Here is a 22,070-nt window from a genome sequence, read left to right on the forward strand (position 1 = left end):
TGGCGCCGGAGGTCGGCGCAGAGCCCGCGCGGACTGCGACCCCGGCACACGTCCCGGCTCACGTCCACGAGAGGCCGGTTGAAGCCCGGCGCAGCGTCACGCGGCCCCGAACGCCGAGAACGCCCACCCCGTCGCCTGGTGCAGCGCGTCGCCCGGCAGTGCCGCCCGGGCGTCGCGCAGCGCCTCCGCCAGGGAGAGCCCCTCGCTCAGGCCCTTGTGCAGCGCCAGCATCAGCGGCACCACCGCGGCGTCGTTGACGGGTGCGGTACACGCCACCACCCCCGCCGTGCCCAGCGGCAGCAGGGCGGTGACCAGGCCGAGCAGTTCGTCGGCGCCCACCGAGGCGAACCGGGCGGTGTCGCAGCAGGACAGGATGATCCGGTAGGGACTGCGGTCCAGGCGTTCGAAGTCATGCACGATCAGTGGCCCGTCGGCCATCCGCAGCGACGAGAACAGAGGGCTGTCCGCACGGAACGTGCCGTGGGCCGCGATGTGGGCCAGCGCGGCCCCGTCGAGTTCCTCGAGCACGCGGGGCACGCGCGCGTCGGCGTGCTCCAGGACGACCGCACCGTCGTACCGGCAGGCGAGGTGGGGCACCTCCGCGCCGCCGCTCGCCAGCCCCGGGCCGCGCACCAGCACCTGGCGCCCACCGGGCGGCGGCTCGGTCTCCCGCGCGCGCAGCCAACTGCTCGCCGACGGCGACACGCTGAGCACCCGTTCCCGCAGCGACGGCAGCAACGCCCACGGCACACGGTGCAGCCGGGCCGGCGGTACGACCACGACGGGGCCGTCACCCAGATGCGCGGCGGCCGGACCGAGCAGCAGCTCCTCCAGGCGCCGACCCGCCGCCTCCACCACCGGCAGCCGAGCCTCCGCACCCGGGTGAGCCAGCCGCCGCAGCCCGGCCTGGACGTGTTCGGCCTCGGTCTCCGCCTCGGCCAGCAGCCCGGCCTCGTACCGGCGCACCCGCCCCTGCCCGCACAGCAGCACCTGAACCCGCCCGTCCAGCACGGCGAGTTCCGCCAGCCGCACGTCGTCGCCGAGCCGTTCCAGGAGACGGCCCGGGTCGAAGCGGTGGCCGTCGCCCGGTGCGTCGCCGCGCAGGTGCAGCGTCCGGGACCGTATCTCCCGCTCCAGGCGCCGCTGTTCGCGCTCCAGCGCCGGAACGGGCCGGGCGTCCATGCGGGCCTCCTCCGCGCGGGCCGCGATCACCCGGAACGCGGTCAGGTCGCCCTGCAGCTCAGGGTCGGCCGGCGGCCGGGTCGGCGGGGCCGACAGGGCAGTGGCCCGCCAGCGCTCGCTCCACACCAGCAGCCGCCGCGGGCTGCCGGAGTCGAGGCTGGCCTGCTGGGCCAGTGCGGCGAGCTCGGCGCCCTGCTCTGTGGCGCGGGCCCGCAGTTCCGACGCGCCGAGCGTCATCCGGTGGGCGTCGAGCACGTCCAGGCCGCGTCGGCAGGCCTCCAGGACGCCCCGCCCGGACCCGGCCGTCCGGGCCCGCAGCGCCTGCGCCGCCCAGCCCGTCATCCGGGCCAGCGGCGGACCGCTGCGCCTGCTGCGGGCGGCGAGGGCCAGATGCCGCTCGGCGTCGGTCCGCCAGCCCAGAGTGAGCGCGATCCGGCCCGCGAGCAGCGAGGCCTCCGGCGCGGCCGGCGCGCCGAAGGAGGCCAGCCGCTCGGCGACCGCCGCCGTGTCGGCCACCAGCCGCCCCGAACTGCGCCCGGCGGCGACCCGGGCCTCGATCAGCACCAGCCGGGCATGCGTCTCCCACCAGCTGCGCCGCTGCCCGGCGAACAGCCGTACGGCCATGTCGGCGCGGGCTATCGCGGTGTGCGCGTCGCCCGCCAGCCGGGCGGCACGCGCGGCGGCCAGCAGCAGTTCGGCCTTTCGGGTGGACTGGCCGCCGATGCCGTCCAGCACGGCGATCGCCGCGTCGGCCTCGGCCAGCGCCTCCGGGGCGAGCCCAGCGGCCATCAGCACCTCGCAGCGGCGGATGTTGAGCATGAAGGTGGGCGTGCCGAGCTTGGCGTAGCGTTCCTCGGCCTCGTCGAGCAGCCGCAGCGCCGCCGGGATGTCCCCCGACCGGAACGCCGCGAGCCCCCGGCTCTCCACCGCGTCGGCCTTGTCGTGCTCCTGGCCCGTGGTGTCCCACAGTGCCTCGGCCGCGGTGAAGTCGGCGTCCGCCCGGTCCACCGCGCCGAGGGCCAGATGCACGGTCGCGCGCAGCGTCAGCGCCCGCGCCGTCCAGATGACGTCCTCCGCCTGCCGCAGTACGGGGACCGCCTTGCGCACGTCATCCAGCGCCTCGCGGTGGTGGCCCAGGACCCAGCGGGCGTAGGCCCGGCGGAACAGCACTCGCGCGCGGGTGTGCCCGCTCCCGCGCTCGACTCCGCGCTCCAGCGCGGCCAGCCCTTGCTGAGTGCGCCCCGCATGCACCAACGCGACCCCGAGCGCCGCCAGGGCGTCCGCCTCCCGGTCGGCCGACTCCGCGCGTGCCGCGAGATCCCGGGCACGCCGCAGGTGATGGAGGGCGATGCGCATGTCGCCCCAGTCCCGCTGCCAGATGCCGATCACCTGGTGGGCGACGGAGGCGTGCAACGGCGACGGATCGGCGTCGAGCACCCCTTCCGCCCTCGCCAGCGCGTCGTTGGGGGCGGCGAACACCATCGGCAGCAGTTCGAGAACCGAGTCGCATCCCGCTGTCACTCCACGGATGGTAGTTGCCACGGAACCGTGCCACACCGGTTTGGCGCTGTATCAATCAGCGACCGCACGGCTCTGACTGACGAACGTCGCCTCAGGGGGAGGACCCGCCATGGCACCACAGCGATTCCACGAGCAGTTCGAGCAGATCCAACGCTCCATGCCCGACGTCCCCCTCGCGATGGGACCGGACGACTCCGCCGAGTTCATCTACGAGAAGGGCTACGTGCTGGTCCGTGACGGCGAGGACGCCCGCCTCGTCGAGGACACCGTACGGGCGCACTTCACGGCCCAACCCGACCTGGTGCAGGACAACGTGCGCCGCGCGAGCCCGCGGGCCAACCGCTCGGGCATCACCCGCATCCAGGTAGGCGACCCCGGTGAGGGGGACCGGAACGGCGACCGCACGGTCGCGCACGCCCTGCGCGCCCTGCGCGAGACGGAGGGCCGGGCCGGACGGCGTCTCGTCAGCCGCAACCACCTGGTGGGGATCACGGGTCGGGTCAACTCCTGTCCCGGCGACGAACCCGCGCCCGCCCCGCTCGCCGACGGAACCAACCCCGCGGCGGCCGAGGGCGTCCACGAGCCGGACACCGCCGTCGGCGTCCTCGTCATCGACACCGGCCTCGTGCACGACTACCGCTCCTTCCCGCTGCTGGCCCACACCGAGGGCGACGCCCAGGTCCGGGAGTGCGACGGCCGGGGAATCCTCCAGCAGTACGTGGGCCACGGGACCTTCATCGCCGGACTCGTCGCCGCCGTGGCGCCCAACACGGACATCACGGTCCGCAACACCCTCCAGGACGTGGGCGCCATCCTGGAGTCCGAGTTCGGCGAGAGGCTCTTCGAGGCCGTCGATGCGGGCGGCTGGCCCGACATCCTCAGCCTCTCCGCCGGCACCTCCAACGGCCGCACCGACGGCCTGCTCGGCATTGAGGCCTTCATGCAGGAGCTCCGCGACCAGCGCACCCTGCTCGTCGCGGCCGCCGGCAACAACGGCAGCGCCATGCCCTTCTGGCCCGCCGCCTACGCCGACCTGCCCGACTATCAGGACGTCGTGCTGTCGGTCGGAGCGCTGCGCTGCGACGGCGAGTTCGGCGCCTGCTTCAGCAACCACGGCGGCTGGGTGAAGGTGTACGCGCCCGGTGAGCGCCTCACCAGCGCCCTCACCGGCTTCGACGCGCCAGTGCCGTACGTGTACCAGCACTCCACCTACGACGCCTGCCGATACGGCTTCGGGTACTCCTGCACCTGCCAGGCCCCGCCCCACACCGGCGTGTTGAGCGAGCGGGGCCGCGCAGCCGCCAAGCCCGACCAGGTGATGTTCGAGGGGTTCGCGCACTGGAGCGGCACGTCCTTCGCCACGCCCCTCGTCGCCGGAATGATCGCCTCCCACATGACCGCACAGCAGGAGAGCGACCCGCGGGTCGCCCGGTACAAGATGCTCGCGGCGAACTCCGGGTTCGCGGAGGTGCGGGGGGCGCACGTCCCGGCACTTCGCCCCCCGACCTGGCGCCCTGTGCCCGTCGTGCCACCGGCTCCTCGGTCATGAGGGTCGGAACCATCCCCTCCGCGGCGTACGATGACTTGCCGTACACGAGGGGTGGGGCTGTGGACCGAGCAGATGTCGGTGCGTTGGTCCAGTCCGCCGTCGACGGCGACGCGGCGGCCTGGAAGGCGCTCGTGGAAGGGCTGAGCCCACTGGTGTGGTCGGTGGTGCGCGCGCACCGGCTGGGCGACGCCGACGCCCATGAGGTGTACCAGACCGTATGGTTCCGCTTCGCCCAGCACCTGGGGCGCATCCGCGAACCCGAGAAGGCCGGCTCGTGGCTCGCGAGCACCGCACGGCACGAGTGCCTGAAGGTCCTCAAGAGCCTGAGGCGGCTGACGGTGACGAACGATCCGCAGCTGCTCGACCGGGTCAGCGAGGACCGCACGCCCGAACAGTCGCTCCTGGACTCGGAGGAGGCGGCCGCCGAGACCGAACGCATCCGCTGGATGTGGCAGGAGTTCGAGGAACTCGGCGAACGCTGCCGCCAGTTGCTGCGCGTCCTGATGGCCTCGCCGCCACCCAGCTACCAGGAGGTGTCCTCCGCACTGGGCATCGCCGTGGGCAGCATCGGGCCGCTGCGCCAGCGCTGTCTGCGCCGGCTTCGGGCCCGACTCGACGCGCGGGGGGCGCTGTGAACGACGACATGCACGACGAAGTGACGGGCGATGGAGCCCCCGGCGACGACGGTGTCGACGTCGAGCTGCTGGAGGAGGAACTCCGTCAGGCCGCCGCCATCCTGGACCCCGTGCCGGCCCAGCTGCGGCAGATCGCTGTGGAGGCGTTCGCGCTGCACGACCTGGACGCCCGTATCGCCGAGTTGACGTTCGACTCGGTGGTGGACGCCATTCCGGTCAGGGGAGCGACGGACGTCCCCCGGATGCTGACCTTCCGCGCGGGCGAGGTGACCGTGGACGTGGAGGTGAGCGCGCAGGGCCTGATGGGGCAGGTGCTGCCACCCCAACAGGCGCGTATCGAGGTGCTCGGCGGCCCTCAGACGGCCTCGCCGGTCGTGGCCGACGACATGGGCCGCTTCACCAGCGCCGCACCGCCGAGCGGCCCCTTCGCCCTGCGGCTGCGCACCGGCGGCGAGGTCGTGGTCACGGAGTGGCTGCGGGCCTGACCCACCGGGTCAGCGTGCGACGGAATCCACCAGCGCCGCCAACGCCCGCGCGAGCCGGGTGAGTCCGGGACCGGCCGGGCCGCCCGGCTCCGCCATGTACGTGTCCCGGCGGATCTCGATCATCAGGGCACCGACCCGGGGATCGCGGCCGTAGAACTCCAGCGGGACGTACGTGCCGCTGAACGGACTGTCCAGCCCCGTCTCCCCGCACGGGGCGAACGCCTCCCGGGCCGCGGCGAGCAGTTCGGGCGGCGTGTGGAACGAGTCGGTGCCCAGGCAGACCGGCGGGCGCGGGCCCTCGCCGTGCAGCTCGTAGGGGAGCCGGGCGGTCGGGTACGAGTGCACGTCGATGATCACGGCCCGGCCGGTGGCGGCGAGCCGGTCGGCCACAGCCTCCGTCATGGCCCTCGCGTACGGCCGGAAGTACCGCTCGATGAGCGGCTCGGGGTCGCTGTTCGCCGGCCGTAGGTCCGCGAGGTGCGTGGTGCGCGTGTAGACGGCACCCATGCCCACGGCCAGCATCTCCTCGCGTTCGTCCGGGAACCGCTCCGGATCGACGACGAGCCGCGAGAGCCGGTTGACGAACCGCCACGGGGGGCGCTGCGCTGACTTGGCCGACGTTTCCGCGAGGTCGGCGGTGTGGGCGTCGACGATGTGGTCCAGCTCGCGTTCCAGGGCGGTGTCGTCCAGGACGATGCCGGTGCGTACGTCGGGTGGTATCTCGCGTGAAGAGTGCGGTATGTGCAGGATCACGGGGGAGTCGGGCGCGCCGGGGAGCAGTTCGAACGAGGGCATCACGGTTGCTCCGGGGGTTGTCGGTTGTCTGCTGCGCCGTTGTGGCTGGTCGCGCCCGCGCGGCGGAGCCGCATATGGATACTGCCCCGCGCCCGTGAAAACAGGGCGCTGCACACCCCAGCCTCCATATGGCTCCGCCCCGGCCGGTACGCAACCGGTCGGGGCGGCAGCCTCAAAGCACCTGCGTCAGCTCAGGGACGCCAGCGCGGCGTTCCAGGTGGCGGAGGGGCGCATGACCGCGGCGGCCTTGGCCGGGTCGGGCTGGTAGTAGCCGCCGATCTCGGCCGGCTTGCCCTGGACGGCGTTCAGCTCGTCGACGATCTTCTGCTCGTTCGCGGCGAGCGTCTCGGCGAGCGGGGCGAAGGCCTTCGCCAGGTCCGCGTCGTCGGTCTGCTTGGCCAGCTCCTGCGCCCAGTACAGGGACAGATAGAAGTGGCTGCCGCGGTTGTCGATGCCGCCGACGCGACGGGTCGGGGACTTGTCCTCGTTGAGGAAGGTCGCCGTGGCGCGGTCGAGGGTGTCGGCCAGGACCTTGGCCTTCGCGTTGCCGGTGGCGGTCGCGTACTGCTCCAGGGACGGCACCAGCGCGAAGAACTCACCGAGGGAGTCCCAGCGCAGGTAGTCCTCCTTGACCAGCTGCTGGACGTGCTTCGGCGCGGAGCCGCCGGCGCCCGTCTCGAACAGGCCGCCGCCCGCCATCAGCGGGACGACCGACAGCATCTTGGCGCTGGTGCCCAGCTCCAGGATCGGGAAGAGGTCGGTGAGGTAGTCGCGCAGGACGTTGCCCGTCACCGAGATCGTGTTCTCGCCGCGGCGGATGCGCTCCACCGACAGCTTGGTGGCCTCCACCGGGGCGAGGACGCGGATGTCCAGGCCCTCGGTGTCGTGCTCCGGAAGGTAGGCGTTGACCTTGGCGATCAGGTTGGCGTCGTGCGCGCGGGTCTCGTCCAGCCAGAACACCGCCGGGTCACCGGTGGCGCGGGCGCGGGTGACGGCCAGCTTCACCCAGTCCTTGATCGGCGCGTCCTTGGTCTGGCAGGCGCGGAAGATGTCGCCCGCGGCGACCGGCTGCTCGATGACCACGTTGCCGGCCTGGTCGACCAGACGGACGGTACCGGCGGCCTTGACCTCGAAGGTCTTGTCGTGGGAGCCGTACTCCTCGGCCTTCTGCGCCATGAGGCCGACGTTCGGGACCGAGCCCATGGTCGACGGGTCGTAGGCGCCGTTGGCACGGCAGTCCTCGATCACGGCCTGGTAGACGCCGGAGTAGGAGGAGTCGGGCAGCACCGCGAGGGTGTCGGCCTCCTGGCCGTCCGGGCCCCACATGTGGCCGGAGGTGCGGATCATGGCCGGCATCGAGGCGTCGACGATCACGTCGGACGGCACGTGCAGGTTGGTGATGCCCTTGTCGGAGTCGACCATGGCCAGCGCCGGGCCCTCGGCGAGCTCGGCGTCGAAGGACGCCTTGATCTCGGCGCCGTTCGGCAGCGCGTCCAGGCCCTTGAGGATGCCGCCCAGACCGTCGTTCGGGGACAGGCCGGCGGCGGCGAGCGTCTCGCCGTACTTCTCGAAGGTCTTCGGGAAGAAGGCGCGCACCACGTGACCGAAGATGATCGGGTCGGAGACCTTCATCATCGTGGCCTTGAGGTGCACGGAGAACAGCACGCCCTCGGCCTTGGCCTTGGCGACCTGCGCGGTCAGGAACTCGCGCAGCGCGGCGACGCGCATCACGGAGGCGTCGACGACCTCACCGGCGAGGACCGGTACGGACTCGCGCAGCACGGTGGTGGTGCCGTCCTCGGCGACGTGCTCGATCCGCAGCGAACCGGCCTCGGAGATCACGACGGACTTCTCGGTGGAGCGGAAGTCGTTCTGCCCCATGGTCGCGACGTTGGTCTTGGAGTCGGCGGACCAGGCGCCCATGCGGTGCGGGTGGGTCTTGGCGTAGTTCTTGACCGAGGCGGGGGCGCGGCGGTCGGAGTTGCCCTCACGCAGCACCGGGTTCACGGCGGAGCCCTTGACCTTGTCGTAGCGGGCCTGGATCTCCCGCTCCTCGTCGGTCTTCGGGTCGTCCGGGTAGTTCGGCAGCGCGTAGCCCTGGCCCTGCAGCTCGGCGATGGCGGCCTTGAGCTGCGGGATCGACGCCGAGATGTTCGGCAGCTTGATGATGTTGGCGGCGGGCGTCTTCGCGAGCTCACCGAGCTCGGCGAGGGCGTCCGGGATGCGCTGGTCCTCGGTCAGGTACTCCGGGAACACCGCGATGATGCGGCCGGCCAGCGAGATGTCCCGCGTCTCCACGGCGACACCCGCCTGCGAGGCGTACGCCTGGACCACCGGCAGGAAGGAATACGTCGCCAGGGCCGGGGCCTCGTCAGTGTGCGTATAGATGATGGTCGAGTCAGTCACCGGGTGCTCCGCTCCACGTCTGCAACATTGCTCGACATCAAGATATCTCGTGATCGACCTGACCTCGACAGGGGTCCGCACAGTGGTGCGGAATGTGTGGCGACATCTTGGATCCGCACGAACGGAGGTACCGCCTCCGTGCAACCTGATCACCTGACCGCACAGTCATGTAGGGAGATCGCCCATGTAGGCAGATCACCGATCCGGTGGCCGGCCTGACCAGCCGACCGCCCAAGCGAAAGCGGACCATGAGATATCGCAGCAGAGTGACGGCCCCCGCGGCCGCCCTGATCGGCACGGCAGCGGCCCTGACCGCCGCCCCCTCCGCCCACGCCACACCGACGACGGGGACGTCGGCCGCCACGGCCTCCACCACCAAGTCCTACGGCACCCCGGGCCCCGAGACCCTCGGTGACCCGGTCTTCCCGGACCTCGGCAACGACGGCTACCGCGTCACCGCCTACCACCTCGACTTCACCTACGACGCCACGACACGACTGGTCGACGCCACCGCGACCCTGAAGATCCGCGCCACCCAGGCCCTGACCCGCTTCTCCCTCGACGCCCTCGGCCTCGACATCCGCGCCGTCCGCGTCGGCCGCCGAACGGCGACGTTCGAACAGGTGGGAGAGAAGCTGCGTATCACGCCCGCCCGGACCCTCCCGGCCAGGTCATGGGTCACCGTATGTGTCGAGTACTCGGCGGACCCGCGCCGCCAACTGCCGCACACCGGCTGGGTCGACACGCCGGACGGGTTCGCGGTCTGCTGCCAGCCGAACTCGGCGCACACCGTGTTCCCCTGCAACGACCATCCCTCCGACAAGGCGGGCTTCTCCTTCCGCCTCACCGTCCCGAAGGGCCTGCGCGGCGTCGCGACCGGCCTGCTCGTGCGCACCGAGAGCCTGGACGGCGACCGCACGGCGTACACGTACCGCTCCCGCGAGCCCATGGCCACCGAGCTGGTGCAGATCACGGTGGGCGACTACGTCGTCAAGCACCGGCAGGGACCGCACGGGCTCCCGCTGCGGGACGTCGTCCCGACCGCACGGGCCGAGGCCCTGGAACCGGCGCTCGCGCTGACGCCGGGGATCGTCGAATGGCTGGAGGCGCGGCTCGGGGCGTACCCCTTCGAGACGTACGGACTGCTGCCCTGCAACTCCGACGCCCCGAACGCCTTCGACTTCACGGGCCTGGAGACCCAGACCCTCACCATCTACAAGCCGAACTTCCTGCTCCAGGAGGAGAAGAAGATCGGCTCGCACATGATGCACGAGCTGGTCCACTCCTACTTCGGCAACAGCGTCAGCCCCGCCACCTGGGCCGATCTGTGGCTGAACGAGGGCCACGCCGACTTCTACGGGCTCCTCTACCGATACGAGCGCGGCTGGCCGGACTCCCTGGGCATGACCACCCTGGAAGCCCGGATGAAGCACACCTACGCGCAAGGCGACCAGTGGCGCCACGACTCGGGGCCGGTGGCGGCGCCGAACGCGGTGAACCTGTTCGACGGCCAGCGCTATCTGGGCGGCGTCCTGGTCCTGTACGCACTGCGCAACCTCGTCGGCGAGGCTGCCTTCAGCGCCCTCGAGTGCGCCTTCCTCGCGCGGTACCGCAACTCCTCGGCGTCGACGGAGGACTACATCGCCGTCGCCTCGCACGTCACCGGCCAGGATCTTTCCGGGTTCCTTCGGGACTGGCTGTACGGCACGAAGACGCCGCGGATGCCGGGGCACCCGGACTGGACGGTCACCCCGGTGAACCCGTCGCTCGTCGCACCGCACAGCCGAAGGGGCGGCCACTACCACGACAACTCGGCGACCCTCTAGGGGCGCCCGGGCAGCCGTAGGCAGGAACGTCCCGTACGTCAGTCGAGGCGGGCGGAGACCACTTCGTCCGCCTCTTCGGGGCCGCGCTGCTGCGGTATCGCCACCGAGCCCTGCTGGATCGCCACCGTCCGCGTGGGCGCCGGGATGCGGATGCCCTCCCGGCGGTAGCGCTTGTGCAGACGCTTGATGAACTCGTGCTTGATCCGGTACTGGTCGCTGAACTCGCCGACGCCCAGGATGACCGTGAAGCCGATCCGGGAGTCGCCGAAGGTGTGGAAGCGGATGATCGGCTCATGGTCGGGGAGCGCGCCCTCGACCTCGGTCATCACCTCGGCGATCACCTCGTTCGTCACCCGCTCGACGTGGTCGAGGTCGCTGTCGTAGGCGACGCCGACCTGGACCAGGATCGTCAACTCCTGCTCCGGGCGCATGAAGTTGGTCATGTTCGTCTTGGCGAGTTCCCCGTTGGGGATGACGATCAGGTTGTTGGAGAGGGCACGCACGGTCGTCTGACGCCAGTTGATGTCCTCGACATAGCCCTCCTCGCCGCTGCTCAGCCGGATGTAGTCGCCGGGCTGGACGGTCTTGGAGGCGAGGATGTGAATGCCCGCGAAGAGGTTGGCGAGCGTGTCCTGCAGCGCGAGCGCGACCGCCAGACCGCCGACTCCCAGGGCGGTGAGCAGCGGCGCAATGGAGATGCCCAGCGTCTGGAGCACCACCAGGAAGCCGATGGCGAGGACCAGGATCCGGGTGATGTTGACGAAGATCGTGGCGGAGCCCGCGACACCGGGGCGGGACTGGGTGACCGTCCGCATCAGCCCGGCGATCCCACGGGCCGCCGTCAGCGTCACGACGAAGATGAGCAGGACGGTCAGGGTCTGGTTGACGTTGTGCTGGACCGTTTTCGTCAGCGGCAGCGCCGCGCCCGCGGAGGCCGCGCCGCCGAGGAACGCCGCCCACGGCACCACGGTCCGCAGCACGTCCACGATGAGGTCGTCACCGCTCCAGCGGGTGCGGTCCGCGTGCTTGCCCAGCCAGCGCAGCAGCATCCGCAGCAGGAAGGCCGCCAGCAGCCCCGCCGCCAGCGCGATCCCGGCGATGACCAGGTCGTCCACGGTGAGCGCCCGCTTCACCGGTCACCTCCGGGGAGAAAAGCGGCGGCGAACCCCTTCGCCGACGGCCGGATGTGAAGTCTCGTCACGTTGTCACCTGCTCGATTCCGCGATGTGCCGTCGTGCCGGTCACCCCATCCCCCGAGACCGGCACGAGGGCTCATCCTGCCGTATCGGGTACACGTGTTCGTGCCGGGATCGTCGGACGGACGGCCTCATGGGTTGCTTTCGGGCATTCTCCCCGGAACTCCGTCTCCTCCGAGGGGCGAACGACCGCACGGCGGGGCTCGCTTGATGCGTGAGCGCCGCACGAGGGTCGCTCGCCTGCGCGCGCCCCGGCGGACGACCAGGGCAGCCCCCCGCGCGTACGGCCTCAGAGATCCGTGAACGATCCGTGCCGCCCCGCACCCGAGGCGAACCGCGCGGCTCCCTCCAGGCTCTCCATCAACACACCCATGCCGTACCGGAGTTCACCGCGCATCGCGGCCACCTCGTCCAACCCCTCCTGGTCGAGCACGGACGCACGGTCGGCGCGCAGGCACGCCTGCGGGAACCGCGCGATCGTGGCGGCCAGTTCCTCCGCCTCGGCGCGGGCGCGTCCGTTCCGCACGACACGGTTGGCGAGCCCCATGTCGTAGGCCTCGGGCGCCGCGACCGGACGCCCGGTGAGGATCATGTCCAGCGCGCGGCTCGTGCCGATCAGCCGTGGCAGCCGTACCGTGCCGCCGTCGATGAGCGGTACGCCCCAGCGGCGGCAGAACACCCCGAAGACGGCGTCCTCCTCGGCCACCCGCAGATCGCACCACAGCGCCAGCTCGAGACCGCCGGCCACGGCGTGACCGGCGACCGCGGCGATCACCGGCTTCGACAGCCGCAGCCGCGTCGGCCCCATCGGGCCGTCACCGTCCACGGCGACCTTGTTGCCCCGCTCACCGCCGAGCGCCTTGAGATCGGCACCCGCGCAGAACGTGCCTCCCTCGCCCCACAGCACCGCCACTCGCGCCTCGTCGTCCGCGTCGAACTCCCGGAAGACCTGGGCGAGTTCGGCGGCGGTCGGACCGTCGACCGCGTTGCGGACCTCGGGGCGGGAGAGGACGACGGTGGTGACGTGTCCCTGGCGCTCGACGCGGACCGGCATGGCGGGGGTCCCTTCCGTGGGTCGGACCCCGTACGTTACTGAGCGGTCACATGACCGTCCACCGAGACCGAGCGGGTCAGATGACCTTCAGCCGCACGAGCGCCCCCAGGGTCAACGCCCCCGGCAGCAGCGGCAGCCACACCGTGATGATCCGGTACGCCAGCACCACCGCCGTGGCCACCGCCACCGGCCCGCCCGCCGCCACCAGGGCCACTATCAGCGCGGCCTCGACGGAGCCGAGCCCGCCCGGCGTCGGCACGAGGGCGACGGCGACCGTCGCCGCCAGATACGCGAGCGCCATGTGGGCCGGCGGCACATCCAGCCCCAGCGCGAGCCCGACCAGGACCAGCCCGGCCGCCTGGAGCGCCGGAAAGGCCAGCGAACCGCCCCACAACGCCAGCGCCCGGGACGGGCGGGTGTGCACCGAGCGGGCCTCGCCCAGCGCGGTGCGCAGGAACGACGCCACGGCGGCCCGCAGCCGTCGTACGAGTGCGAAGACGGCCACGACCAGGACCGCCGCCGCGCCGATGACCAGCAGCAGCGGGCCCCAGGACCCCTCCGGCAGGAGGGGGCCGAGCTGAAGCGCGTGCGGGAAGGCGATGAGCAGCGCGGCCAGCAGTCCCACCCGGGCCACGCTCTCCGCGAGCAGGTACAGCGCCAGCGCGGCCGAGGAACGGGCGAGCGGCAACCCGCACACCGTCATGAAGCGGAGGTTGACCGCGCTCGCCCCCAGCCCGGTGGGCAGCAGGTGGTTGGCCGAGCCCGCCGCGAACTGTGTGACGAGCAGCCGCAGCGCGGGCAGCCGGTCGATCACGGCGCCCTGCCGGGTCACCGCCGCCGCGACCCAGGTCAGGCAGGTGGCACCGGCCGCCGCGAGCAGCCACGGCCACTTGGCCGTCGCCAGATGGCCGATGCCCTCGGCGAGCACGGCCCGGTGCTGCACCGCGACCACGACGACGAGGGTGAGCGGGAGCAGGACCAGTATCTGGCGGAGCGGGACGCGCCGGAGCAGGCGTCCCGCGTGGAGTCGTACTGCGGTCACATTCGAAGAGGTTTTCCGTGTCGCCACAACGGCGGGTTGCGGAAGTGGAGACGGCGGCTTACGGGAGGGCTGCGGGCGGCCACCGATCTTCGCGAAGCCGTTGATACCGACCTCGACATCGGCACCATCCTTGACCTCAACATTGCTTGAGGTTCTACGTTCCCTCTCATGAGCATGGAAACCACCGCCTGGACCCAGTTGCACAGCGTCATGAACGCCGAGCGGGAGCGCCGCCCCCTCGCCCGCTCGACGCTGCGCCGCATCGGCACGTTCGCCCGCCCGCACCGCCGCAGGATCGCGCTCTTCGTCGTGCTCGGGGTGATGACCGCGCTGCTCGCCGTCGCGACCCCCGTACTGGCCGGACGCGTCGTCGACGCGATCGTGACGCGTGGGGACGAGGGCACCGTCGTACGTCTCGCCCTGCTGATCGCCCTGATCGCGGTGGCCGAGGCAGCGCTCGGGATCCTCGCCAGGCGGCTGTCGGCGACCCTCGGCGAGGGCCTCATCCTCGATCTGCGGACGGCTGTGTTCGATCATGTGCAGCGCATGCCGGTCGCATTCTTCACACGCACTCGTACGGGGGCGCTCGTCTCCCGTCTCAACAACGACGTGATCGGCGCCCAGCGCGCCTTCAGCAACACGCTGTCGGGAGTGGTCAGCAACCTGGTCACCCTGCTGCTCACCCTCGCCGTCATGCTCACCCTGTCCTGGCAGATCACCCTGCTCGCCCTCGTCCTGCTCCCGGTCTTCGTGATCCCGGCCCGGCGCATGGGGCATCGCATGGCCCGGATGCAGCGGGAGGCGGCCGCCCTCAACGCGGCGATGGGAACCCGTATGACCGAGCGCTTCTCGGCGCTCGGCGCCACCTTGGTCAAGCTCTTCGGGCGCCCGCAGGAGGAGTCCGAGGAGTTCGCGGCCCGCGCCCGCCGGGTCGCCGACATCGGCGTGCGGACGGCCACCGCCCAGTCGGTGTTCATCACCGCCCTCACCCTGGTGTCCGCGCTGGCCCTCGCCCTGGTCTACGGACTCGGCGGCTGGTTCGCCCTGCGCGGCACGCTGGAGCCGGGCGCGGTCGTCGCGCTGGCGCTCCTGCTGACCCGTATGTACGCGCCGCTGACCGCGCTCGCCGGCGCCCGCGTCGAGGTCATGAGCGCCCTGGTCAGCTTCGAGCGGGTCTTCGAGGTGCTCGACCTCAGGCCGCTCATCGAGGAGAAGCCGGGCGCGAGGAAGGTACCCGAGGGCCCGGTATCGGTGGAGTTCGACAACGTCCGCTTCGGCTACCCGTCCGCCGACAAGGTCTCCCTCGCCTCCCTGGAGGAGGTCGCGACCCTCGACACGCGCGGCGGCGGCGACGTGCTGCACGGCATCTCCTTCCGTGCCGAGGCCGGCCAGACCGTCGCCCTGGTCGGCTCGTCCGGCGCGGGAAAGTCGACCGTCGCTCAACTCCTCCCACGGCTCTACGACGTCGACGAGGGCGCCGTACGCGTCGGCGGCGTCGACGTCCGCGACCTGAGCGCCGAGTCACTGCGCGGCACCCTCGGCATGGTCACCCAGGACGGCCACCTCTTCCACGACACCGTCCGCGCCAACCTCCTGCTGGCCCGCGCCGCCGCCACCGACGCCGAACTGTGGGACGCCCTGCGCCGCTCCCGCCTCGACGACCTCGTACGCTCCCTGCCCGACGGCCTCGACACGGTGGTCGGCGAGCGCGGCTACCGGCTCTCCGGCGGTGAACGCCAGCGCATGACCATCGCCCGGCTGCTGCTGGCCCGCCAGCGCGTCGTCATCCTCGACGAGGCCACCGCCCACCTGGACAACACCTCCGAGGCCGCCGTCCAGGAGGCGCTCGCCGAGGCGCTTCAGGGCAGGACCGCGGTCGTCATCGCCCACCGGCTGTCCACCGTGCGAACGGCGGACCTGATCCTGGTGGTCGAGGCCGGCCGGATCGTCGAGCGCGGTACGCACGAGGAGTTGCTGGCGGCCCGGGGGCGCTACGCCGAGCTGTACCGGACACAGTTCGAGGCCGTGCCGGACACGGTCCGAGCGGCTTGATTCGGCCAAGGTCGACGACCGTAGCCATCAGGAACACACAAACATCGACAACATCATTGCTTCGACTGGGTTCACAACCTAGTGTGCGTTCGGTTTCCCAACAGCACCGCACATGATCTGACGCTCCCTCAAGCCGTGCAGCGCCGCACTGTCGTCCCGAGGAAGGCCCCGTCGATGCCGCTCTCTCCCGTGTCCCCCGCCGGTCCGTCCCGCTCGCCGGGCATGCCGGTCAGCCGCCGCCGTCTCCTGGAGGGAGGAGCCGCCCTGCTCGGCGGCCTCGCCGTCGCCGGATCGTCCGCCACGGTGCACGCGGCCGACGGGGCCGGGGCGGCGGCCGGCACCCCGGAGTGGAACGGCCACATCGACGTCTTCCGGATCGGCACCCAGCCGCCGCACACCACCCTCATGCCGTACGCGGACGTCAGACAGGCACTGGAGGCCGACCGGACGCGCTCGCCGTACCGGCTCAGCCTCGACGGCAAGTGGAAGTTCGCGTACGCCGACCGCCCCGACGACCGGGACCCGGACTTCTACCGCACGGACGTCGACGACCGGGACTGGGACACCGTCCCCGTCCCCTCCGTCTGGCAGATGCACGGCTACGACCGCCCGATCTTCGTCAACATCACCTACCCCTGGTGGGGGCCGAACGGCCTCGGCGAGGAGGCCATGCCGCCCGCCGCCCCCACCCGCTTCAACCCCGTCGGACAGTACCGGCGCACCTTCACCGTGCCGCGCGGCTGGTCGGGGCGGCGCACCTTCCTGCACTTCGAGGGCGTCAAGTCCGCGCACTACGTGTGGATCAACGGCGAGATGGTCGGCTACGCCGAGGACTCGTTCACGCCCGCCGAGTACGACATCACCCCCCACCTGAAGCCCGGCACCAACCAGATCGCCGTCGAGGTGTACCGCTTCTCCGACGGCGACTGGCTGGAGGACCAGGACATGATCCGGCTGAGCGGCATCTTCCGCTCGGTCTACCTCTACTCCACGCCCGACGTCCACCTGCGCGACTTCAAGCTGGACACCCCGCTCAGCGACGACTACACGGCCGCCGAACTGTCCGTCACCGCGAGCGTGCGCTCCTACGGGGAGGTCGGCGAGGGCGGCTACGCCGTCGAGACGCAGCTGTACGACTCCCGCGGCCACGCCGTCTGGCCCAGGCCGCTCCAGCAGGCCGTCGACCTCGCGTCCGCCCCCGCCGGTGAGGATGTGACCGTACGGGCGAGCAGAGCCGTGCCCGCCCCCAAGCTGTGGTCCGCCGAGCACCCGAACCTCTACACGGCCGTCCTGCGGCTGCGCGATCCGGCCGGAAAGGTGATCGAGACCCTCTCGCACCGCGTCGGCCTGCGTGAGTTCGCGCTCAAGGACGGCCTGATGCGGATCAACGGCAAACCCGTCTCCTTCCGCGGCACCAACCGCCACGAGATGCACCCCGACAGCGGCATGGCGCTCACCCGCGAGCACATGGTCGAGGACATCGAGATCATCAAGCGGATGAACATGAACTCCGTCCGCACCTCGCACTACCCCAACAACCCGCTGTGGTACGAACTCGCGGACGAGTACGGCCTCTACCTCGTCGACGAGACCAACCTCGAAACCCACGGCATCCGCGGCGAATACCCCGGCAACCACGCCGACTGGACCAAGGCCTGCGTGGCCCGCGCCCAGAGCATGGTCCACCGCGACAAGAACCACGCCTCGGTGGTCATCTGGTCGCTCGGCAACGAGGCGGGCGGCGGCAGCACCTTCGTCGCCATGCACGACTGGATCAAGTCCTACGACCCGACCCGCGTCATCCAGTACGAGGGTGACGACCGGCCGACGATCAGCGACATCCGGTCGGAGATGTACGACAGCCCGTCCCGCGTCGAGCAGCGCGCCAAGGACACGGCCGACACCCGGCCGTACGTCATGATCGAGTACGCCCACGCGATGGGGAACTCGAACGGCAACCTCAAGAAGTACTGGGACATCGTCCGCCGCTACGACGTCCTCCAGGGCGGCTGGATCTGGGACTTCGTAGACCAGTCGCTGAACTGGCCCGTGCCGCCGCGCAAGTTCCTCACCGAGTCCGGGCCCGGCGGGCTGCGCGGCGAGATCCTCACCGCGAGCGGCACCTTCGACCGCGCCAAGGGTGTCTCCGGCGCCACCGTCTTCCCCCGCGACGAGCGCCTCGACCTGACGGGCTCGCTCACCCTGGAGGCCTGGGTCACCCCGCACTACACCGGCTACCACCAGCCGATCCTCGCCAAGGGCGACACCCAGTACTCCCTCAAGCAGAACAGCCGGACCCTGGAGTTCTTCATCCACGGCGGCGGCCAGTGGATCACCGCGAACTGGGCCCTCCCCGACGACTGGACCGGCCGCGAGCACCACATCGCCGGCGTCTTCGACGCGGAGGCGGGCACGCTGACCCTCTACGTCGACGGCGAGGTGAAGGCCACCCGGACCACCACGCGCAGGCCCGCCTCCAGCACGGCGCCCCTCGCGCTCGCCACCGACGTGGACAACCCGACCCGGGAGTTCAGCGGCACGATCCGCCGGGCCCGCGTGTACGCCCGTGCGCTGAGCGCCGCCGAACTCGGCTCCGACGGCCGCGGCCCCTCCGACGAGGGCGTACGGTTCTGGTTCGACGCGGCCACCGTCGACCTCGCCCAGCAGCGGCCCCGCGAGAAGACCTTCTTCCCGTACGGCGGCGACTGGGGCGACAACCCCAACGACGGCACGTCCAACGCCGACGGCATCGTCACGGCCGACCGCCGCCACACCGGCAAGGCGGCCGAGATCAAGCGGATCTACCAGGCGGTGGGCGTGGCACCGGCATCGGGCGACACACTGACCGCCGGCGCGGCCATCACCCTCACCAACGAGTACCTGTTCACCAACCTCCGTGAGTTCGACGGCTGTTGGGAGCTGGTCGCCGACGGTGAGGTGGTGCGGCGCGGAAAGCTGAGCCGCTCGCAGCTCGACGTCGCGCCCCTGAGCAGCAAGGACATCACGCTGCCGGTGAAGCTGCCGGCCGACCCGGCCCCGGGCACCGAGTACCACCTCCAACTGTCCTTCACCACCAAGGAGTCCACCCCGTGGGCGAGGGCGGGCTTCGAGGTGGCGAAGCAACAGCTGCCCCTCGACGCCGACACCCCGGCCGTGACACCCGTCCCCCTGGCCGACGTGTCGGCACTCCGCCACGAGGACGGGGACAAGGCCGTCACCGTCAAGGGCGAGGGCTTCTCGGTCACCGTCGACAAGGGCAGCGGGGTCATCACGTCGTACGAGGCCCGGGGCACCCGCCTGATCACCTCCGGACCGGTGCCGAACTTCTGGCGGGCGCCCACGGAGAACGACCGCGGCAACGGCCAGCACACCCGCAACGAGACCTGGCGCGACGCGGGCACGAACCGCGAGGTCACGGAGGTGAAGGTGCGTGCCCTGCGAGACAGGGCGGTGGAGATCAAGGTCAGCGGCACGCTGCCGACGACCGTGGAGTCGACGTACACCACCACCTACACGGTGTTCGGCAACGGCGAGATCAAGGTCGACAACACCCTGCACCCCGGCGCCGCGTCCCTGCCGTACATCCCTGAGGTCGGCACGCTGATGTTCCTGCCCGGCCGATTCGAGCGGCTGCGCTACTGCGGCCGCGGGCCCGAGGAGAACTACGTCGACCGCAACAACGGCACCGACGTGGGCGTGTACTCCGGCACCGTCTCCGGGCAGTGGACCCCGTACATCCGCCCGCAGGAGAACGGCAACAAGACCGACGTCCGCTGGATCGCCCTGACCGACGCCAGGGGCACCGGACTCCTCGTCTCCGGGGAACCCCTGCTGGAGGTCAACGCCTCGCACTTCACCCCGGAGGACCTGTCGTCCGGGGTCCGCCACGACTACCAGCTCACGCCCCGCGAGGAGGTCGTCCTGCGGGTGAACCACCGCCAGATGGGCCTGGGCGGCGACAACAGCTGGGGCGCCCACACCCACGACGAGTACAAGCTCTTCCCGAGCCGCGACTACTCCTACACGTACCGGCTGCGCCCGCTGACCGATGTACGCGAGGCGACGGCCGCGTCGCGGAGGCCGACGGCGGTGGAGTAGGCCGGAAGCACGGCGCCGCGGCCCCTCACAGCACCGCGACCGGGTTGACGGGCGAGCCGGTGCCGCCGGGGACGTTCAGCGGGGCCACCGTCATCAAGAACTCGTAGCGCGTGGCCTGCGCGCAGGCCCCGGAGAGTGCTTCCAGGTCGAGGTTGTCCAGCAGCGGTACGCCCATCGCGGTGATGGCGAGCGCGTGCACGGGGGAGGACACCCCTTCGACCGGGGAGGGCCGCACGTCGCTGTCGCCGTCGCCGCCGAGCAGGGCGATCCCCCGCTCGGCCAGCAGCGGCATGACATCGACGTGGCAGCCGGCGCCGGCGTCGTCCGGGTTCCAGGCGCCGAGCTCCCGACGGCGGCGGAAGTGGCCGGAGCGCACCAGCACCGCGTCGCCCTCGTCGATCGTCACCCCGAGCGCCTCCTCGGCGGCGAGGATCTCGTCGGCGTGCACGGCCCGGCCGGGCTCCAGCCAGTCGACGCCGAGGACGGTGGGCATGTCGATCAACACGCCCCGGGTCACCAGCGGGCCGAGCGAGGCGACGGAGCCGAAGTGCGCGCCCCTGGCGTCGACGACGTCGGCGGCGGTGCGGCCGTCGTACAACTGGCCCCGGTAGGCGATGTGGGAGAGCGCGTCGAGGTGGCTGACGCCCTTGCCGTGGTAGTCCACGGCGATGAAGTCCTTGTGGCAGGTGGGCTCCGGGGCCTCGATGTCGCCCAGCTCGGACATGTAGTGCAGGGCCGGCTTGGCGTTGTCCGGCCCGGGCACCGTGTTCCACGGCAGGGCCATCGGGACGACGGTCCCGGCGCGTACCAGTGCGGCGGCACGCTGGACGTGCTCGGCTTTCACCCGGTTCCAGGCGCCCCGGTCCGCGGGGGTCCAGCGCCCCCAGGTCTTGAGCGTGTCGAAGAGGGAGTCGAACTCCGCGCGGGAGACGCGGGGTCCGTTGTCGGCTGTGGAGGAAGAGGGACGAGGCGGATCGAACGGGCTCCTGGTCATCGGTTGCTCAGCGCTCCTAGGCTCGGAGGGTGGATGTCGGTCCCGGTCGTGAAACGCGCGAACCGGGCCCCTACTTGCCCCAGATCTCGCGGTACGCCTCCCGGTAGCCCGACGGATCCCATGTCGTCGCGCCGTCGCTGTTGTCGGCCGTGCTGATGTGGACGGGGGCCACATAGCCGCTCGCGGGGCGGCCGGAGAAGGCGCGGTTGAACTCGTCGATGATCTGCCAGCCCTGCAGGGACAGCGGCTCGGGCACGGTGGCCGCCTGGTACTGCTCGCTGTTGATGCGCTGGAAGGCGGAGGGGTCGCCGTCTCCGGCACCGATGTTGAAGGGTGGGCCGGCCCCCTTCCGGCCGGCCGCGCGGAAGGCCGGTGCGGCATCCGCGAAGTACAGGTCGTTGATGGCGACGGAATGGGTCCATCTGTCCTGGAAGCGGGAGAGGAGCGAGGAGACCTCGCGGGGCGTGCGGCTGCTCGCGTCAGGGATCGGGATGTTCTCGTACGCGAGGAGTTCCACGCCCGCACAGGTGTCGAGTTCCTTCCTGATGAGCTCCGACTTGTTCCTGGCGAAGGGAATCGAGGCGTCGGTGAAGATCACGACACCGGCGTTGCCCCGGGACTGGGAGATCACCCATTGCGCGCTGACCCTGGCCACGTCCTCGACCTCGGTGGTGACGTTGGTGAAGAGCGCGGGACGCCGGCTGGGGCCCGGGGCGGCGACCGCGTGCCAGCCGATGAGCGGGATGCGGGCCGCGTTCGCCCGCGCCACCTGCCGCGAGGTCGAGTTGGGGTCGAAGCCGCCGATGACGATGCCCGACGGCTTGAGGGCGACGGCGTCACTCATGGCCGCCTGGATGCCGGCGGGGGTGCCGCCACCGTCGATCACCCGGACGTTCCAGCCGATGACCCGCCCGGCATCCCGCACGCCCTCGGCGGCGCCCGCGACGCCGGGGTTGGTCATGGTCTGCGCGACATAGACGATGCTCTTTCCGGAGACGGCCGCGGGGCCGTCGGCCGGTCCGTTCCAGGGGACGTCGGACCGCTCCGCCCGGCTGACGGCGGCCTGGGCGCGGGCGTGGGCCGCGGGACACCCGCTCGGGCCGGAGGTGGAGTCCCCCCGCCCGTTCGACGAGCCGCGCTCACAGCCGGTCAGGACGGTTGCCGCGGCCAGCAGGGCAGCGGCGGCGGACCTGGCCCTGAGCATGCGGGGAGTGGCCTTGCGATTAGAGCCTGTG

The 22,070-nt window shown here is 71.4% G+C and carries 14 protein-coding genes; 6 read left to right on the forward strand and 8 right to left on the reverse strand.

The features are described 5' to 3' along the window. Positions 1–96: 96 nt before the first annotated feature. Positions 97–2,664, reverse strand: coding sequence for a CHAT domain-containing protein (locus IF78_RS0131065; RefSeq protein WP_031481779.1), 2,568 nt, complete (start codon positions 2,662–2,664; stop codon positions 97–99). Between the two features lie 148 nt (positions 2,665–2,812). On the opposite strand from IF78_RS0131065, the gene IF78_RS0131070 reads away from it, so the two are divergent. The 3 genes from IF78_RS0131070 to IF78_RS0131080 are packed head-to-tail and all read left to right on the forward strand — an operon-like array spanning position 2,813 to position 5,372. Then, positions 2,813–4,252 (forward strand): S8/S53 family peptidase, encoded by a 1,440-nt coding sequence (locus tag IF78_RS0131070; RefSeq protein ID WP_031481780.1) that lies wholly within the window; start codon positions 2,813–2,815, stop codon positions 4,250–4,252. 59 nt (positions 4,253–4,311) lie between these two features. Next, positions 4,312–4,887: an RNA polymerase sigma factor gene (locus tag IF78_RS0131075; RefSeq protein ID WP_031481781.1), complete on the forward strand. Its 576-nt coding sequence runs from the start codon at positions 4,312–4,314 to the stop codon at positions 4,885–4,887. Between the two features lie 8 nt (positions 4,888–4,895). After that, positions 4,896–5,372 (forward strand): hypothetical protein, encoded by a 477-nt coding sequence (locus IF78_RS0131080; protein ID WP_051828314.1) that lies wholly within the window; start codon positions 4,896–4,898, stop codon positions 5,370–5,372. Positions 5,373–5,381: 9 nt separating this feature from the next. On the opposite strand, the gene IF78_RS0131085 is transcribed toward IF78_RS0131080, so the two are convergent. Together IF78_RS0131085 and IF78_RS0131090 are read right to left on the reverse strand one after the other, a co-directional pair. Continuing rightward, complete coding sequence (locus IF78_RS0131085) at positions 5,382–6,167, reverse strand: N-formylglutamate amidohydrolase (protein ID WP_031481783.1); 786 nt, start codon at positions 6,165–6,167, stop codon at positions 5,382–5,384. Positions 6,168–6,353: 186 nt separating this feature from the next. Beyond that, positions 6,354–8,573: an NADP-dependent isocitrate dehydrogenase gene (locus IF78_RS0131090; protein WP_031481784.1), complete on the reverse strand. Its 2,220-nt coding sequence runs from the start codon at positions 8,571–8,573 to the stop codon at positions 6,354–6,356. Between the two features lie 248 nt (positions 8,574–8,821). On the opposite strand from IF78_RS0131090, the gene IF78_RS0131095 reads away from it, so the two are divergent. Beyond that, a complete protein-coding gene (locus tag IF78_RS0131095) occupies positions 8,822–10,399 on the forward strand; it encodes a M1 family metallopeptidase (RefSeq protein ID WP_031481786.1) in 1,578 nt (525 codons plus the stop codon). Between the two features lie 38 nt (positions 10,400–10,437). On the opposite strand, the gene IF78_RS0131100 is transcribed toward IF78_RS0131095, so the two are convergent. The 3 genes from IF78_RS0131100 to IF78_RS0131110 all read right to left on the reverse strand — a co-directional run bounded on the left by IF78_RS0131100 (position 10,438) and on the right by IF78_RS0131110 (position 13,691). Then, complete coding sequence (locus IF78_RS0131100) at positions 10,438–11,532, reverse strand: mechanosensitive ion channel family protein (RefSeq protein ID WP_031481788.1); 1,095 nt, start codon at positions 11,530–11,532, stop codon at positions 10,438–10,440. Between the two features lie 352 nt (positions 11,533–11,884). Beyond that, on the reverse strand, positions 11,885–12,649 hold the full coding sequence (locus tag IF78_RS0131105) for a crotonase/enoyl-CoA hydratase family protein (protein ID WP_031481790.1): 765 nt from the start codon (positions 12,647–12,649) through the stop codon (positions 11,885–11,887). 76 nt (positions 12,650–12,725) lie between these two features. Continuing rightward, positions 12,726–13,691: a lysylphosphatidylglycerol synthase transmembrane domain-containing protein gene (locus IF78_RS0131110; RefSeq protein WP_063762186.1), complete on the reverse strand. Its 966-nt coding sequence runs from the start codon at positions 13,689–13,691 to the stop codon at positions 12,726–12,728. 168 nt (positions 13,692–13,859) lie between these two features. Here IF78_RS0131110 and IF78_RS0131115 point away from each other — a divergent pair, with 168 nt between their 5' ends. Together IF78_RS0131115 and IF78_RS0131120 are read left to right on the forward strand one after the other, a co-directional pair. Further along, the gene (locus tag IF78_RS0131115; RefSeq protein ID WP_031481794.1) at positions 13,860–15,743 is read left to right on the forward strand and encodes an ABC transporter ATP-binding protein; all 1,884 of its coding nucleotides are present in this window, start codon (positions 13,860–13,862) and stop codon (positions 15,741–15,743) included. A gap of 174 nt (positions 15,744–15,917) precedes the next feature. Beyond that, the gene (locus tag IF78_RS0131120; RefSeq protein ID WP_031481796.1) at positions 15,918–19,841 is read left to right on the forward strand and encodes a glycoside hydrolase family 2 TIM barrel-domain containing protein; all 3,924 of its coding nucleotides are present in this window, start codon (positions 15,918–15,920) and stop codon (positions 19,839–19,841) included. Between the two features lie 25 nt (positions 19,842–19,866). Here the strand turns inward: IF78_RS0131120 and IF78_RS0131125 are convergent, their stop codons facing one another. After that, a complete protein-coding gene (locus IF78_RS0131125; protein ID WP_031481797.1) occupies positions 19,867–20,835 on the reverse strand; it encodes a cyclase family protein in 969 nt (322 codons plus the stop codon). Positions 20,836–20,905: 70 nt separating this feature from the next. Then, positions 20,906–22,039: a substrate-binding domain-containing protein gene (locus tag IF78_RS0131130; RefSeq protein WP_031481799.1), complete on the reverse strand. Its 1,134-nt coding sequence runs from the start codon at positions 22,037–22,039 to the stop codon at positions 20,906–20,908. Between the last annotated feature and the right edge of the window lie 31 nt (positions 22,040–22,070).

Origin of the sequence: Streptomyces bicolor (assembly GCF_000719285.1) — a bacterium.
GTDB lineage: Bacteria > Actinomycetota > Actinomycetes > Streptomycetales > Streptomycetaceae > Streptomyces > Streptomyces bicolor.

Excerpts from the sequence above, each read along its gene's own strand:
- IF78_RS0131105 (WP_031481790.1), bottom strand. The coding sequence starts at position 12,649 with ATGCCGGTCCGCGTCGAGCGCCAGGGACACGTCACCACCGTCGTCCTC.
- IF78_RS0131115 (WP_031481794.1), top strand. The coding sequence starts at position 13,860 with ATGAGCATGGAAACCACCGCCTGGACCCAGTTGCACAGCGTCATGAAC.
- IF78_RS0131085 (WP_031481783.1), bottom strand. The coding sequence starts at position 6,167 with ATGCCCTCGTTCGAACTGCTCCCCGGCGCGCCCGACTCCCCCGTGATC.
- IF78_RS0131080 (WP_051828314.1), top strand. The coding sequence starts at position 4,896 with ATGCACGACGAAGTGACGGGCGATGGAGCCCCCGGCGACGACGGTGTC.
- IF78_RS0131095 (WP_031481786.1), top strand. The coding sequence starts at position 8,822 with ATGAGATATCGCAGCAGAGTGACGGCCCCCGCGGCCGCCCTGATCGGC.
- IF78_RS0131125 (WP_031481797.1), bottom strand. The coding sequence starts at position 20,835 with ATGACCAGGAGCCCGTTCGATCCGCCTCGTCCCTCTTCCTCCACAGCC.
- IF78_RS0131120 (WP_031481796.1), top strand. The coding sequence starts at position 15,918 with ATGCCGCTCTCTCCCGTGTCCCCCGCCGGTCCGTCCCGCTCGCCGGGC.
- IF78_RS0131070 (WP_031481780.1), top strand. The coding sequence starts at position 2,813 with ATGGCACCACAGCGATTCCACGAGCAGTTCGAGCAGATCCAACGCTCC.
- IF78_RS0131065 (WP_031481779.1), bottom strand. The coding sequence starts at position 2,664 with ATGGTGTTCGCCGCCCCCAACGACGCGCTGGCGAGGGCGGAAGGGGTG.
- IF78_RS0131130 (WP_031481799.1), bottom strand. The coding sequence starts at position 22,039 with ATGCTCAGGGCCAGGTCCGCCGCCGCTGCCCTGCTGGCCGCGGCAACC.